Annotated in this window: 17 protein-coding genes; 6 read left to right on the top strand and 11 right to left on the bottom strand. The window is 42.6% G+C overall.

Annotated elements, in window-relative coordinates; genetic code table 11:
- Nucleotides 1–227: 227 nt before the first annotated feature.
- From HC733_RS20365 to HC733_RS20355, 3 genes are all read left to right on the top strand, one after another.
- Complete coding sequence (locus HC733_RS20365) at nt 228–1,124, top strand: DMT family transporter (RefSeq protein WP_190366823.1); 897 nt, start codon at nt 228–230, stop codon at nt 1,122–1,124.
- Nucleotides 1,090–1,785 carry a glycerophosphodiester phosphodiesterase gene (locus tag HC733_RS20360; protein WP_190366822.1) on the top strand — a complete coding sequence of 232 codons (696 nt, stop codon included), beginning with the start codon at nt 1,090–1,092 and terminating at the stop codon, nt 1,783–1,785. Before HC733_RS20365 ends, HC733_RS20360 begins: the two co-directional genes overlap by 35 nt.
- 116 nt (nt 1,786–1,901) lie before the next feature.
- Entirely contained in the window at nt 1,902–3,119 is a 1,218-nt protein-coding gene (locus HC733_RS20355; RefSeq protein WP_238937638.1) for a methyl-accepting chemotaxis protein, read from the top strand.
- Between the two features lie 23 nt (nt 3,120–3,142).
- On the opposite strand, the gene epmA is transcribed toward HC733_RS20355, so the two are convergent.
- A complete protein-coding gene (gene epmA, locus HC733_RS20350) occupies nt 3,143–4,117 on the bottom strand; it encodes an elongation factor P--(R)-beta-lysine ligase (protein WP_190366821.1) in 975 nt (324 codons plus the stop codon).
- A 93-nt stretch (nt 4,118–4,210) separates the two neighbouring features.
- Complete coding sequence (gene efp, locus HC733_RS20345; RefSeq protein ID WP_190366820.1) at nt 4,211–4,777, bottom strand: elongation factor P; 567 nt, start codon at nt 4,775–4,777, stop codon at nt 4,211–4,213.
- A gap of 41 nt (nt 4,778–4,818) precedes the next feature.
- On the opposite strand from efp, the gene epmB reads away from it, so the two are divergent.
- The gene (epmB, locus tag HC733_RS20340) at nt 4,819–5,832 is read left to right on the top strand and encodes an EF-P beta-lysylation protein EpmB (protein WP_190366819.1); all 1,014 of its coding nucleotides are present in this window, start codon (nt 4,819–4,821) and stop codon (nt 5,830–5,832) included.
- Nucleotides 5,833–5,852: 20 nt separating this feature from the next.
- Here the strand turns inward: epmB and HC733_RS20335 are convergent, their stop codons facing one another.
- The gene (locus HC733_RS20335; protein WP_171628217.1) at nt 5,853–6,062 is read right to left on the bottom strand and encodes a hypothetical protein; all 210 of its coding nucleotides are present in this window, start codon (nt 6,060–6,062) and stop codon (nt 5,853–5,855) included.
- Between the two features lie 71 nt (nt 6,063–6,133).
- Between HC733_RS20335 and HC733_RS20330 the strand changes: the two genes are divergently transcribed.
- Complete coding sequence (locus HC733_RS20330; RefSeq protein ID WP_190366818.1) at nt 6,134–6,427, top strand: prephenate dehydrogenase; 294 nt, start codon at nt 6,134–6,136, stop codon at nt 6,425–6,427.
- 45 nt (nt 6,428–6,472) lie between these two features.
- On the opposite strand, the gene HC733_RS20325 is transcribed toward HC733_RS20330, so the two are convergent.
- The 8 genes from HC733_RS20325 to HC733_RS20290 all read right to left on the bottom strand — a co-directional run bounded on the left by HC733_RS20325 (nt 6,473) and on the right by HC733_RS20290 (nt 15,509).
- Nucleotides 6,473–6,955: a DUF3016 domain-containing protein gene (locus tag HC733_RS20325; RefSeq protein WP_190366817.1), complete on the bottom strand. Its 483-nt coding sequence runs from the start codon at nt 6,953–6,955 to the stop codon at nt 6,473–6,475.
- 165 nt (nt 6,956–7,120) lie between these two features.
- Nucleotides 7,121–8,947: a S41 family peptidase gene (locus tag HC733_RS20320; protein WP_190366816.1), complete on the bottom strand. Its 1,827-nt coding sequence runs from the start codon at nt 8,945–8,947 to the stop codon at nt 7,121–7,123.
- Between the two features lie 111 nt (nt 8,948–9,058).
- Nucleotides 9,059–12,127 carry an efflux RND transporter permease subunit gene (locus HC733_RS20315; protein ID WP_190366815.1) on the bottom strand — a complete coding sequence of 1,023 codons (3,069 nt, stop codon included), beginning with the start codon at nt 12,125–12,127 and terminating at the stop codon, nt 9,059–9,061.
- A complete protein-coding gene (locus HC733_RS20310; RefSeq protein ID WP_190366814.1) occupies nt 12,124–13,191 on the bottom strand; it encodes an efflux RND transporter periplasmic adaptor subunit in 1,068 nt (355 codons plus the stop codon). Before HC733_RS20310 ends, HC733_RS20315 begins: the two co-directional genes overlap by 4 nt.
- A gap of 201 nt (nt 13,192–13,392) precedes the next feature.
- Nucleotides 13,393–13,686 (bottom strand): hypothetical protein, encoded by a 294-nt coding sequence (locus tag HC733_RS20305; protein ID WP_190366813.1) that lies wholly within the window; start codon nt 13,684–13,686, stop codon nt 13,393–13,395.
- A complete protein-coding gene (locus tag HC733_RS20300) occupies nt 13,674–13,832 on the bottom strand; it encodes a hypothetical protein (protein WP_190366812.1) in 159 nt (52 codons plus the stop codon). Before HC733_RS20300 ends, HC733_RS20305 begins: the two co-directional genes overlap by 13 nt.
- Nucleotides 13,833–14,015: 183 nt before the next feature.
- Nucleotides 14,016–15,056 (bottom strand): S66 family peptidase, encoded by a 1,041-nt coding sequence (locus HC733_RS20295; RefSeq protein WP_190366811.1) that lies wholly within the window; start codon nt 15,054–15,056, stop codon nt 14,016–14,018.
- Between the two features lie 12 nt (nt 15,057–15,068).
- Entirely contained in the window at nt 15,069–15,509 is a 441-nt protein-coding gene (locus HC733_RS20290; protein WP_190366810.1) for a hypothetical protein, read from the bottom strand.
- Nucleotides 15,510–15,945: 436 nt separating this feature from the next.
- On the opposite strand from HC733_RS20290, the gene HC733_RS20285 reads away from it, so the two are divergent.
- The coding region (locus HC733_RS20285; protein WP_190366809.1) for a transposase at nt 15,946–16,118 on the top strand (173 nt) is incomplete at its 3' end.

Raw genomic sequence — 16,118 nt, 5'->3', positions numbered from 1 at the left:
TCTCCATTTTGCAAGGTTTTGAGGGGTGAGAAAACAAACGTTGCAAAATGAGGATAGTAAGATCGTTTAGATCATCAAGAAGATCAATGCATTAAGTGATTTTCAGTGTCGACTAATTACTTATTCCATTTGCACTGACAGTGAGTTTACTTGTTTTATGACGTGAGTTTCAGTGACAAATGTCAACATGATACACTGCATGCTTCATAACATTATAAGAAACCCCCATGCGCCCAGAACAAACCTCTTTGCTATATCTTCATATCGCCGTATTGCTCTTTGGTGGAACCGCGCTGTTTTCTAAACTTATCAATTTATCTGCTTTAGATATAACGGTTTATCGCACTGCCGTGGCATTTGTTGTCTTAGCGTTACTGCTAAAATTGATGGGCAAACCGCTGCGTTTAGCGCGCCGCAAAGACTATCTCATTGCCATAATGCTCGGCATCGTGGTTGGTCTGCATTGGGTGACTTATTTTGCGGGCATGCAAATGGCAGGCATAGCCACCGGGATCATCGCTTTTTTTACCTACCCAGTTATTACCGTATTTCTAGAGCCTTTGTTTACCAAACAAAGGATTAAAAACAAGGATATTATCAGTGCCGCCGTCGTACTATTTGGAATTTACTTACTTATTCCAGAGGCCAACCTTGGCAATCAGGTCACTTTGGGTATTATTACTGGCATCAGCTCAGGCGCTTTGTTTGCACTGCGTAATTTATTACAAAAACGCTTTTTTGTAACTTATAGCGGGCCTCATACCATGTTTTACCAAACCTTAACCGCAAGTGTTATGTTGGCAGCTTTTGTGCAAGTTCCACCAACTCAGCTGACTAACCAAGATGTTTATTATATTTTACTCGCGGGCGCTGTATTTACTGCCATTCCCCATGCTTTATTTGCTAGTAGCCTAAAGCACTTATCAGCCACAACCGCGGGGTTAATTTCTTGCTTACAGCCCTTGTACGGGACGCTTTTGGCCTTTATGCTGTTGGCAGAAAAACCAACAATAATGACTCTAGTTGGCGGTCTGCTGGTGATCAGCGCTGCTTGTTTTGAAACTTGGTCTATCACAAGGAAAAAAACCAATGCTAGTATTCGCCCATCGGGGAGCCAGCGGTAATTACCCTGAAAATACGCTTAGTGCCATTCAGGCGGCCCTACAAGCCAAGGTTGATGGCATTGAATTAGACGTACAAAGCTGTGCAGATGATTACGCTATTGTGCATGATACTTGGCTGGATAGAACCACCAATGGCTCGGGCAAAGTGAATCAAACGCCACTAAAAGAGATACAAGCACTGGATGCAGGTAATGGCGAGTTTATTCCAAACTTACAACAAGTGCTTGATGCCATCGGTCAGCAAACCATGATCAACTTAGAGCTAAAACATACTTTTGGCCTTGATCAGTTTGTTGCCTGTATTGAGCAAAACGTGCAGCAGGGCACCTTCAATCGTGAGCAATTACTGGTTTCATCATTTGATCATCACCAACTGGTTTGGCTCAAACAAAAATTACCCTGGGTAAAAATTGGTGCGCTGACTGGTTCTATTCCATTGCACTACGCTGAGTTTGCACAGCGCTTACATGCCTACAGCATTCATATTGATAAAAACTTTATAAATCATCAATTTGTTGATGATGCAAAACAACGCGGCCTAAAGGTGTTTGTCTACACCGTCGATAAACAGCAAGATATAGAAGATATGCGAGCACTCGGGGTAGATGGCATTTTTAGCAATTTTCCTTGTCACGCAAAAATGATTTTATCGCGTTCTTAGCATATATTATTGATTAAAGAAGTATTTATGTTTCTATCTGTTGCAACTCGATAAGCCGTATAATCAAGGATGCAGCGTCTTTTAAGAGGACGAACATGGATAACCAAAAGCCAACAATGAGTCTGTACATGCGCTTATATAATCAAATTGAACAAAGCTTTTTTTATACACTGTCTCGAAAGATTTTCGGCAACCTCAGTTTTGTCTTTGCCTTTCAAGTAATCACCCTCATTTGGCTTTATAATGAACTAGATTCCAAAAACGGCAGCTTAGGGCTGTTTTGGTTAATGGCGTTTGGTGCGGTTGGTGGCTTTGTATTTACCCTGTTTTATATGCGATATTTGATTGTCAGACCTGTGCGGGCAATGCGCGATAGCCTGCAACAAGCAAACCGCCAAGATGGCAACCTTAATGCTACATTGCCAAAGTTCACTTATGATGAGTTCAGAGAATTAAGCGAACAATATAATGCCTTTACCCAGCACCTAAAGGAACTTTTAGAAAAAACCTATGAAGGCGCGCAAACAGCAGCAACCAGTAACTACCAAGTCACTCATTCGATGCAACAAACTGCCGACTTTGGTGCCCAGCAAATTAATATGAGTGATTCAATCATTGCGGCCAGTGATCAAGTAACACATAGCTTGCAAAGTATTGTTGCCAATACAGATCAAGTGTATCAGGCCAACACTGAAAGTTTACATTTTGTGCGCGGATCTTCACAGTCGTTGGCCACATTGGTTGATGAAGTCAAACAGATCACGGTATTGCTTGGTAACTTTTCAACAACCGTGTCGGGCTTAAAAGAAAACAGCGAAAATATTCGTAGTATCCTAAAAATGGTTGAAGAGTTCTCTGATCAAACTAACTTATTGGCACTTAACGCAGCCATTGAAGCAGCCCGAGCTGGCGAAGCTGGACGGGGCTTTGCGGTGGTTGCTGACGAAGTACGCAGTCTATCTGTAAAAGTTAATGATGCAACCCGCCAGATAAGCGACTTTATAAACCAAATGAATAGCTTGGTGGGTGAAACACATCGCGAGTCAGAGCTACTTATCAGCCATTCTGAGTCAGCTGAGCAAGCCATTAGTAAAACATCTAAAGGTTTTGCTGATATGAGCCATGATTTTGAGCGAAATCAGGCGCAGCTAGAACAAATAGCCAGCGCCGTACACCAACTTGAATCAACTCAAGCACATACCCATGAAACGGTGCAACAAATCGTTGCCCTAGCGCAGCAAGCAAAAACACAAATTGATGCCGCACTGAGGGACTGCCAGCGCGCGCAACAACTCACAGAAACGACCCAACAAGAACTGCAACGATTTGTATAAATTCTTGCAATGTAGGGCAAGCGCTAAGCTCGCCCTACATCAAATGCCAATACATCGCTAATGCGGTTTTTATCCAGCGCCAGCATTATCAACCTATCAACACCTAACGCCACCCCAGAGCACTGAGGTAAGCCATGTTGCAATGCAGCGATAAAATGCTGATCGACCGCCACAGTAGGTAATCCCATCTGCGCACGTAACTGGTTGTCTTTTACAAAGCGGCTCGCCTGCTCTTGCGCATCTGTTAACTCATTAAAGCCATTGGCTAATTCCATGCCTTGGTAATACAACTCAAATCGCCCAGCAACACGCGGGTCGCTTTCATCTAGTTTGGCAAGCGCCGCTTGTGAGGCCGGAAAATGATAAACAAAGCACGGTGCAGCGATGCCGATTTTAGGCTCAACTTCCATACAAAATAGTAATTGTAAAAGCGTGTCTGGATTAGTCTCTTGCTTGGCAATATCACCATATCCATATTCGCTTGCGCACTGTTTTAGTTCTTCAAGGCTCACACATAGTGGATCAAGCCCTAACACATCAACAAATACTTGCTGGTAAGTCACTCTGGTACAAGGCGCACAGTGCAAAATCAATTGCATCAGCTGTTCAATCTCATCCATAAGGTCATGCTCATCAAACCCAGGACGATACCATTCCAACATGGTAAATTCAGGGTTGTGATGTCGACCTGATTCTTCGTTACGAAATGCCTTCGCTAATTGATAAATGGGTCCACTGCCAGCAGCTAACAGTCTTTTCATTGCAAACTCTGGTGAAGTTTGCAGATATAAATCTAGCCCATCCTGATTGCCCGGCCCAACAAAGCGGGTCTTAAAGCTTGCAAGATGAACATCCGTTACACTGGCACGACATAAACTGGGCGTTTCCACTTCTAAAACGCCTTTTCTTGCAAAGAAAGCTCTGATCTTTGCCAAGATCTCAGCCCTTTGTTTTAAAGTGGCTATTTCTGCGCTAGGTGCCCATAGCTGCTGTGACATGCTGTTACTCTCTGATTGTTACCAAAACAAAAAGCCCAGCATATAGCTGGACTTTTAAACACACTATGCCTTCAAATCAGGCATATGTTTGTATTACTTAACGCGGCTTACGTATTCACCGTTGCGAGTGTCAACTTTGATCACTTCACCGATTTGTACAAACAGTGGTACACGTACAACTGCACCAGTGCTTAGCGTTGCAGGTTTACCGCCTGTACCCGCCGTATCGCCTTTAAGACCAGGATCTGTTTCTATGATCTCTAGTTCTACAAAGTTAGGTGGTGTCACCGCGATAGGGTTGCCGTTCCACAATGTAATTGTACACACATCGTTTTCAACTAACCATTTTACGTTGTCGCCAATCGCTTTTTCATCTGCAGCAATTTGCTCAAATGTTTCGTTGTTCATAAAGTGCCAGAACTCACCATCTGTGTACAGATAAGCTAAGTCTGTATCCATAACATCAGCGCCTTCCACTGAGTCACCAGATTTAAATGTTTTTTCTAACACTTTACCTGAGATCAATTTACGGATCTTAACACGGTTAAACGCTTGGCCTTTACCAGGTTTTACCATTTCATTTTCTAAGATGGCACAAGGTTCGCCATCTAACATAATTTTTAAGCCGCCCTTGAACTCGTTGGTGCTATAATTCGCCATCGTATCCTCTAATCATCTTTTTTCGAGTAATAAACCTGCTAATGATACAAACAAATGAAGTAAATTTGCATAGTAACTGGCAAAAAGAATTGGCAAATGTAGTAACTTGCCCTCAAACCTTACTCAATATGTTGGGTTTAGAGGCGTATTTTGACACAAAAGATGTCGAAGCGAGACGTTTATTTCCACTACGTGTACCACAAGCCTTTATCAAGAAAATGCGTTATGGCGATAAAAATGACCCTTTGCTACTGCAAGTCATGCCCCTTCATCAAGAATTTTTGAGCAAAGCAGGCTTTAATAAAGACCCGTTACAAGAGCAGCAAAGTGCTCAAACGGGGGTATTACACAAGTATCGCTCGCGTATTTTAGTGATGTTAAAAACAGGCTGTGCTGTAAATTGTCGCTATTGTTTTCGCCGTCATTTTCCCTATCAAGCAAACCAACTCAACAAACGTGCATTGTTAGATGTGGTTGAGTACGTGAAACAACACCCAGAAATTAACGAAATTATCCTCAGTGGTGGCGACCCTTTAATGGCCAAAGATGACGCAATAGCATGGTTCATGGACCAACTAGAACCATTAACCCAACTGAAGCGCTTAAGAATACATAGCCGTTTACCTGTGGTTATGCCGTCACGTATTACCCATGGTCTGTGCGCACGATTAGCACAAAGTCGTTTGAAAGTTATTTTGGTTAACCATGTTAATCATGCTAACGAAATTGATGATGATTTTATCAACGCCATGGCGATGCTTAAACAAGCGAATGTCACCTTGCTCAATCAGGCCGTTTTGCTCAAAGGTATTAATGATTCTAGCGACGCTCAAATTGCTTTAAGTGAAGCGCTATTTAGTGCGGATATTTTACCCTACTACCTGCATCTACTAGATAAAGTGGAGGGGGCAAGTCATTTTGACGTATCTGAGGAAGATGCCATAGGCATTATGGCTGAGTTATTGGAGGCGCTGCCAGGGTTTTTAGTGCCTAAGTTAGTTAGAGAAATCGGTGGCAAAACAAGTAAGACACCGATTGATTTACAGCTTATTTAACATTAAGCACAACGCACTCGTTATACATAAACGTTAATATTATTACCTAAACTTGCTGTGGTTGATTTTGCGGGACTTTGCGCAGCTGCGCTACTCCCAGCGGCTTCAATCAAAGCAAGTGCCGCTCTCCCGTCTGCTTGCTGCTGCTTTTTGGCTAAAGAGGCGCTGTATACTTCGCCACTTGAGCCTGCACCAGACATTACAGGCAGGTTATTTCCGGAAATATTCATAAGCGTTACCTGACTTTTTAGATGAATCCAAGTAGACTATCGGCCGTTTTAGCAATAACTTTAGGAAAAATATGCAAACCATCATTGAAAAATTGAATGAAAACCTAAAAGTTGTTTATCGCCAATCACTTGATGCTGATAAAAAATTAGACGAATTGCAGCAGCAAGGTCATGGTAAGTTTAAAGCCTTATTTACCGAAGAAGCGGGTTTCGATTTTGAAGCCAAACGTTTTAAACCGTATGTGCTTGATGTTGCAGCAAACGTTAAAGCACTTAGTGACAGTGAGCAATTAGACGAGCAGTTACTAAAAACAACGGTGCAAAAGCTTCAGCATTTATTGCAGTTACTCGCCACATTTAAGTAGTAAACAGCATGCACCGACGCTATTGCTCGGTGCGCTATATGAATCCTAGCTTTTGACTGCTTTTACTATTTGTGATTCAAACCACTGATCAAGCAAACGCTTCTCGTAATTCAGTGACTCTTCTGGGCCTAATTTAATTCTATCTAAAAAGCTCATGTCTTTAAGCTCTTCGGTAGCTTCAAGCACTTGCTGCCCTTTGTCATCGACTAAACTATAACTAATATCTAAACGCGGAAAGTAAATATTTTTTACAACACGCACATTATCCATATTAAAACGCGCTTCACCCGCTAAGTCGATATCATTAAATGTAACGTCAAGCGTGTAGCCCTCTGGCAGCTTTTCCGCAAGCTTTATAATGTGTTGTTCAAATTGCTTTGCTAGGCGTTTATGGAATGCGCCCTTAGCTTCGTTTGACGGATACACATCGCGGTAATCGTTAAAATCTTTAAACTGTACTTTGGCTTGTCCTGCGTGAACAACACCTATATACATTAGCCCGAATAACAAAACCAATGACCTGTTCATAGAAACCTCCTTAGCGTCCTAAATGACAATCTAAAGTCAATTTAGATGAATAAAATGACCTTATCACCTAGGTTTATGCTTTTTTACATCGATTATCAACATAACAGCAAAAGATCACGGGTAACAACGGTTATCAAACGAGATAACCGTTGTGTTTTGCTTCTATTATAACGAGTTGATAAGCTCAGTTACGTAGCTTTGTGCAGATTCTAGTTGATTATCACGCTTTTCTATCACCGCTTGTCGAGTTATTGGCACCTCGTATGTGGGTTTTATTCCTTTAGCGATTAGCACAGACCCATCATTTTGCGTCACACGCATACCTGTATACCTAAACTTAACCTCTGAATCACCATTTTTTGAAAAAATGGCGCTGGTAACCACATTTCCATTTATACCAACGGTACTCTCTCCGAGGATTGGGATCCCTGCATTTTGTACATATGCCAATGCATGCTCATTTTGGCTTAAACTCATACGTGAAGAAAGTGCTACCATAGGTATGCGTAATTGAAGCTTTCCAGGATAAATATATTGCTCAGCCAACTGAGCATGCTTACCCAGCTGGTCAGGTAGACTTTGCCAATGTAAATACATAGGTGCGGCACTTGTGCGCTTATCAACAAACCAACCCAATGCCGCACGCCACGCCTCAAAGCTAGCCGGATAATGCCTTAAATCTAAGATCACCCCCTTTGCTGATGCCAACTTGAGTTTTAGGTCGCTCAAATTTTCTGGAGTCAAGTTATACACAATCACGTGATGAACTTGGTTATCTAAAACTGTGTGATAATAATCGTAGTGACGCAAAAACGGCTGACCCGAAAACTCAATCTCATTAGCAAGGAGCGGCTCCAAAACCTGCGAATACTCCGTATCATCTGGTCTGCGAAGATGAACTTCTATCGGTGTTTGCTCGCTTTGACGTAGCGCTAACTGCAAGGTCCAACTTTTAACTAAATTATCTGCTATCGGCATCCAAGGTGATTTTTGCGCAACAATATCATTCACTGACACATTATCAATCGCCAAAACCTCATCACCGAGCGACACTTTGTTTAAAGCGTCTGCAGTTCCACTGACTACTGTGGGCTTGCCTTCTACAAACTCAACTTCCAAGGGCAATTGCCAGTCTAGCCCAGCAAATGGATTTGCGGACGCAGGCAGAGCAACATTAATATGATTATCTTGTAAAAGTTTCAGTGAACGATGCACTTCGCGCCATGTTTGTTTCGCATCGTTGTGCAAACAACTTGCAATCATCTTGCGAAGCTCCGGCTTCCAATCTACCTGTACTTCACCAAAGTAAGGCCAAAAATGTTGGATCTCAGCCCATATACGGCTGGTTGTTGACATACAAACTTCTTTATCGAGCACAGAGTTACCTAAGTTATATGTTTTGTACTGGTAATATGTGCTGCCTTGTTGCGCCTCACTCTGCTTCAAGTAAACTGGTACATATGCCGTCTGTCCTAAAAGCGATGTTTTAAAGTGCGCAGCTTGAGCATGGCGCTCATCTTCACGCAAAGTGTTGTAAGAGCCACTCACTAGCTCTCTTGTGTAGACTAAATTCTTAACTGCACTATTGGCTAGCCAAGTTGTGACATTATCGCTGTCACTGGGCGCTGCCGGAGGCTGTTGCGTTACCTGTAAAAACGGGGCAACTCCAGTAAGCAACTCTTGAGCAATTCTCCTACGTTCTCCATGTTCAACTTCAGCCAACTTAATAATTGATTCTGCAATGAAAGCATCCCAATTAGTCATTGCAACACTTTCGCTTGGATAAAAGAACCTAACTTTATGAGCGACATCTGTGAATGCTGTAATATCGTCAATCAGTTCATCAGAGTAACTTACTGAAGGACGACTTTTTAGTTCACCACTACTTTGAAGGGGTGTATTACTTTGTGTTTTGGTCTCCCCTCCAGACCCCCCACACGCAGCAAGCGTTAAACATAATATTGTAATAAGACCATTCTTTGGTGTTTTCATTTTTGTGTTCCATACATTGTTATTATAATTTAAACAGTTCAGAATAATTTTTACCCCATAATACCCCAAATAACAACAGCTAAAAGCGACACTGACAATGCAAATAATTTGTTACTGTTTTTCATTATCAACAATGGAAAACATTAATGCGTATAGCACAGGTACCACGCCAAGCGTTAACAGGGTAGAGAACAATAATCCGCCCATGATACTTAAAGCCATTGGTTCCCACATTTCACCGCCGCCTAAATACAGCGGCAGTAAACCCAACACGGTGGTTGCTGTGGTTAGCAAAATCGGCCGCATTCTCGTTTGAGCAGCACTAATAATTGCATTCACGGGGTCGCTAGGTTCACAATCAAGCTCTGTTTTGATCCGCTCCAGCAATACAATTGCATTGTTAATCACAATGCCCGCTAAAGAGATCACACCAAGTAACGTCATAAAGCCAAAAAATGACTGCCCTATAAATAGACCGACAACTACGCCAATAAATCCCAAAGGAATGGTGACTAATACCAACAAAGATTTACGAATAGAGTTAAACTGAGCCACTAACAACAACACAATGATTAATACGGCTATGGGTAGTTGTTGGGCTATAGATTGATTCGCTTTACCTGATGATTCGGCTTCTCCGCCTAGCTCATAGGTGTAACCAAATGGCCAACTTTTTTGCTGCTCATCCAGCCAAGGGATCAGCTGTGCAAATCCCTCGCTAGCAGTAATACCGTCAATTTGTGCACCAATCACCACCGATTTAACTCGATCGCGACGAAATATCTGCGCGCTTTCCCATACTACCGCAACGTCGGCAACTTGTTGCAACGGTACCGAATTACCCGATGATTGTGAGTAAACCGCCATTGCTTTTAGCTTGGCAATATCTTGTCTATCAGAGGCTACGGAGCGCAATATCACAGGAATGGTATCTTCTTTTTCACGGTACTGGGTCAGCTCTAAACCACTTAATCCCGTTTGTAATGATGTGGCGATATCTTCACTAGACACCCCAGCCCTGCGTGCTCTTGCCTGATCAATATTGATCTCAAGTTTTTTAATCGGCAGCCCCCAATCATCACTAATGGCTTTTAAGCCGTTTGTCTGGCGCATTTTTGCTTTTACTTGGCCGGCGATCTCCATCACTTTATCTTTATCTTCACCTAAGATCCGAACTTCTACTGGGTTATTAATCGCCGCACCGTTTTCGATTTTTCGCTGTTTAAGTAATAGATCTGGGTAGTTTCCAAGTGCATGTTCTTCTATGTTAGTCATGATATCGTCAATTAAGGTATAAGAAGTAACTGACACTACCATCAATGCATAGTTTGAACTGATTGGCTCAGGATTGTGACTGAGTAAAAACCGAGGTCCTCCATTACCTATATAACTAACCCATTTAGTGACCCCTTCAGTGCGCTGCTTATTCACTAACAGTTGATTTTGAACGTATTGCTCTAAGTCTTTTACTAATGCTTCTGTGGTTTCTAGACGAGTGCCAACTGGTAGCTCTAGCTCAACCTTGAAATAGTTTCTATCTGAGGGAGGAAAAAACAGCTTGGGAATAAATTGTAAGGCTTGAATAGCCAGTACAAACATAACAATACAGGCTCCTAGCGTCAGCCATCGATGGTTCATAAGCGTGCGCAACGTAGCTCGATAACTTTGATATATAGTACTACTGAACACTTCTTTTTGCTGTGCATTCACTTTGACAAAATACACACACAACATGGGGATCATGGTCAGCGCTAATAACCAAGAGCACAGTAAAGTAATGGTCACCACTTTGAATAATGACGCCGTGTATTCACCCGTTGCTGACTCGGCTAAAAAGATAGGTAAAAATGCAGCCCCCGTGGTCAAAGAAGACACTAGCAAGGGGATTTTTAGCTCCTGAGCAGACTCAACCGCGGCATCTATAGCGCGCTTGCCCTGCTCCATTTGCACCATGATATTCTCAGACATAACAATACCGTTATCCACCAGCATACCCAAGGCAATAATAAGCGCCGCCAAAGAGATTTGATCAATACTGATATCAAAAAACGACATCACTAAAATGCCAAATACCATACTCATTGGAATAAGACTGGCCACCACAAGACCGGTACGTAACCCCAAAGTGAATAACATCACAACAGTCACAACCAAAACCGCTTGCACAAGGTTAGAAACAAAGTCATCGACCTTTTTGTCCACCTCTTGCGGTAAAAACGACAGTAATTTAAATTCCACTCCAATAGGGTAAACATTTTCCAGCCGCTTGATTGCTTGTTTAACTTGCGCACCAAGCTCAAGGTTATTGCCACCTTTGCGCATGGAAATACCAATGGTGAGACCTTGTTCATTGCCAACTCGCACTTTAGCTTTGGCGGGCTCGATATGATCACGATACACCTTGGCAATATCAGACAGTAAAATAACCTGTTCACTGCCTGGCACATTGATAATGGTATTGGCAATTTCGCTCACCGACTCAAAATTACCGCTGGGTTCAACCACTAATGTTTCATCGCCCACATATAAAGTGCCACCAGGATTAACGATGTTACGTGCCGCCAATTGTTGTTGCAAAATGCCAGCAGACAGCTCTAAGGCAGCCAAACGGCTGTTTTCAAACTCAATAAATACCCGCTGCTCTTGTGTACCATATATTTCTACTTTTGCCGCATCAGGCAGACGTAAAAACGTATCTCTGACTTGTTCAGCAACATCTTCCAGTTCTCGATGGCTATACCCTTCACCGGTTAGGCCTATCACAATACCAAACACGTCACCAAATTCATCATTGACTATCGGTGTGTGTGCACCTTTTGGTAACTCGGATTCAATGCTCTGTATTTTGCGGCGCAGATTGTCCCAAATAGGGCGCATATTCTTGTAACTTTCTTTGATATTGACACTGACAATAGACACCCCTGTTTTTGAGGTGCTGCTGACATAATCTAACTCAGGTATTTGCTGAACCACTTTTTCTATTTGATCCGTGACCAAGGCCTCTACACGCTGCGGGCTCGCGCCAGGAAAGTAAGTGACTACTTGTGCTGTACGTATTATAAATCCGGGATCATAATCTTTAGGCATTTTGTTAAACGCCAATATACCAAACAGCAACATGGCCGCAAAAATCACCCATGCAGTACGATCATTCTCAAGGGCTAATCGGGTAATATTCACAACTGGCCTCCTGAAAATTTCACCAGCTGACCATCGTTTACTTTACTCATACCTGCAGAAACCACATGTTCACCAACAGCCAGTCCATCAATAATTTGAAAACCAAACTGCGTCATTTCTCCGATCTTAACTGGCGTTTTTACCACCTTGCCCCGACCTTCATCCACTTGCTCAACAGTCCACACATAATTACCTGACTCATCTTTTAATACCGTTTTAATTGGTAAATAAATGGCTTGTTTGTCTTGTGCTACTTGGCTTGCAAAGACCTTGGCGGTCATGCCGGGCAAAATATTGTAGCCTTTAGGAGGCGTCATGCTTAAGGTCAATTCATAGGTGTTTGTGATCTCATTGGCTTTGGTGCTAACTTCAACAAACGACAGTTCAAAGCGCCTATCTTCTATAGCCGAAAACTCTGCATATACTTGCTTAGGCGCCTCTTTTGACACATTGATCATGACACTTTCCGGCACGTTCACCTTGATATTGACGGTTTTGATATCTTGTAATGTGGCGATAGGCTGCTTAGCTTGCACTTCTTCAAATTGCTCTATCTGTGTGCGCGCTACAACCCCGCTAAAAGACGCATGTAACGTAGTGTATTCTAAATTATTTTTAGCTGTGGCTAGGCGGTTCTTGGCGCTGGCAAATTGCAATTTCAGCTGATCATAATCGGCTTTTGATATCATGCCTGTTTTAAGCAGCTTTTCGGCTCTGCCAAAATCGGCACTGGCTTTTTCAAAAGAGGCTTGCGTTTCTTCAAGAGCAAGTTTGTAATCGGTATCATCTAACGTTGCAATAACATCTCCTTGTTTTACTTCTTGCCCTTGTTTTACCAGTAATTTGTTTACTTCACCGGGCACTTTGAATGACAGCTGCGCTGAATTTGCAGCATCCACCACACCCGGAAACTCTTGTACTGGCCCCGCATGAAATAGGCTAACAACAATTGTTCTAACCGGCCGCAGCTGAGGTGCTTGCTCGCTAGTTTGTTCATTAGGACTGCATGCGATAAGCAAAATACAACTAAAAAAAGACAATAAATAACTGCGACCAATAACCATGGTAAGCTCCTGCAAATGTATGCTCGAAAGACTATTTTTATATTCGTTGTTGGTAAGGGAGGAGTGTAGCGCCTCAATTTAAAACCAACGGTTGATGGTTTGTTGATTAAAAATATGGCACTACAATTTTGTTGAATCAAATAATTAGCGGATATTAAAAGTAATAACGGCTAGCCGAGTCTCCTCTGCTAGCCTTTAAAGTTATACACCTTCAACCATCAAGCGTGTATCTGGTAGGTATGATAAATGCGGTACGGCTAAATCTGGGCGCTCTACCCGACTTATCGCATTAAGTACAGAAGCGATTGCACCTTCTTGCCAACCTGGTAATGAAGATAGCTGATCTCCTATCACAAAAAAGTTTGGCTGTGTTGGCGTACTTTGCACAGAGCGAATACTACTACCTTGCGCCAAGGCATTAAAATGCTTCACAGCGTTACCAGCGTTCTCCTCCACCGCATGCCACTGTGACCAGCCCCCTTTTATATATGGCATATTTTGCCAGTGAATTTACCCGCGGTGAGCTTAACAGGTCCTGGCGTCACTTTGAGTTGTTGATTGGTTGCATCGTCTAGCGCGGCATGCGCTTTGGCTTTTGGGTGTTGTTGTAAAAACTTGGCACGTGATTGATGATTATCCATGGTTTTCCTCCTAGAAACATACACCGGAACGCTCCGATGCATAATCGCGCACTTTGCGATTGCATCTAAACTTAGTTCAATGGCTTGAAAATGCGAATTAGGAGGTATTAAGTCATGGAAGCGGTTTGGCACGGAGATGAGGTGGACGCTGTCAAACTATATATCAACCCAACCTCATCATACTTAACTCAGTGCTTGTACTATTTGTCCTTTCCCTGAACTAACATGTACTTGGGCATAAGCGCCGTTAAACAGCGTCATATTTGGCGGTAAATGGCCTATATCAACATCATAAATCACTGGAATTGAAAGCGTACTTATTACATCTAACAACGCTTGTTCAGCGCTAATATCTCTAGCACCATCGTCTGTGACAGCATTACGCCCCACCAGCAACCCATTTATCAGCGCAAATACGCCTCTAAAACGTAAGCTCAGCAAAGCTCGCTTCAACGCTGTTGCCGAAAGCTCTGCATTTTCGATATATAAAACAATGCCTTCAGGCGAAAAACGCTGCTTTAAATTCGCTAAATCTAAATAGTCTGTGGCAACCAAATACTGCAATATATCTAAACACCCACCGATTAAACGCCCTTTGAGCGTCACTGCGCTATCGTGAGGATAGGTTTTCCAGATTGTTTGCTCGGTGCTGTTGAGCACACTGTCTGGATTATTGACAAACGACTCACCGTGCAATTGGTAGGCTGTTGATGAGCGCTGCACAAAACGATACCCCAGCTGCGCATTTGATAAATGTGCCAGTGTTTGCCGAGTTAACTCATCTTGTTCATTGGGGTGCAGCTGCATTAAGTTTGCACAGTGGATACTTGACCAACCGAGTTTACTCATTAACGCAAGCTGCACAGTACTAATATCAGAAAAGCCTAGCAGCCACTTCGGCTTGGCCGTTTTCAGACGCTCAAAATCCAACAAAGGTAGGATTTCCATGGCAAACTCACCACCCCAAGGTGGTGCAACAGCCGCAATGCTGTCATCACATAAAAAGGCCATCAGCTCTGCCGCTCGTTGCTCTGGCGTAGCACTAACATGCTGAAAGTTTTCTCGTAAGCATCCGCCTTCAATGACGTTAAAGCCACTAACACGTAAGTGCTTTAACACAATCTCCAAACGCGGATGACACACATGGCCCACACCTGATGACAACGCTGTGACCGCAATTTTACTGCCATGACTAAGTGCGCTGGGGTAAATTACCTTATCCATAGTGGTGCTATTTTATTTCCAATATTCGATGATTTTAGATACTTTCGAGCCGTTAAATTCAAAAACGCTAAGATGGTTTTCAAGCTTTCCTTCATACTCTTGCTGACGCTCAACGGATACGGCGTTATACCCCGCTATCATCGAGATAATTTTATATCTCGCCGTGGTATATTGATATTCACCTGCCTTTAAGAACTTCACGTAATTATCGTACAAATGCTGCCTTGAATAATTACCACCATATCCCTCATGCACATACTGAAAATCATCGGTAAAATTGGCAAACAGTGCATCAACGTCTGATACTTTGGAGTCCTTCATCAAAATAGCATTTTGCAACGTATTGATAGCTTTAACTCGTTCTTGAAGCTGCGCCGTTGATAAGCTTTCCATTTCACTGGCCTGCCCCATCAGCGAAAACACCGCCAAAAATCCCCACACTATGTGCTTCATATCTATCCCTTAATAATTTTGTTTTAAGCAAGATAGCGAAAAGCAATATGCACCACAACTAAGTTTTGTAAGTGCATGTGAATTAAAAAACCGTCTTTTGCACAATACAAAAACAAAAAAAACCGCAAGCGCGGTTTTTTGTTGCTAGGAGCTGAAAGGATGTTGTCGGATGACAGCAGGACACTATTGGCTGCCCTTCGTCTAGAACCGTATGAGCGAACTTCCCCCATATACGGTTCTAACCTTTATTAGTCAGTCCCTAAGTGCAGACCTGCGACTTCTATGCTGCGAGCTTTGAAGGATAAACTTTCACTTACCAATCAAAAAACCTTCGCAGTCAAAATCGTCGCTGGCACTATTCACCTAAACCAATGATCTGCTCTAATCATACAGGACACTTTTATAATGGAATATAATCCAAATATCGAGGTGTAAAATGACAAAAAGAACTAATAGAAGTTATCCAGCTGAGTTTAAGCAAGAAGCAGTAGCATTGGTCACTGAACAAGGTTATAGCGTTGCGAAGGCAGCAGCATCCTTGGGGATCACTGATAAGTTACTATACAACTGGAAAGCCAAGTTTGAAGCAGAGCAATCTGGAACAAGCTT

Origin of the sequence: Pseudoalteromonas sp. S16_S37, assembly GCF_014694405.1 — a bacterium.
Lineage (GTDB): Bacteria > Pseudomonadota > Gammaproteobacteria > Enterobacterales > Alteromonadaceae > Pseudoalteromonas.
This window is presented reverse-complemented; position numbering and strand designations above follow the sequence as displayed.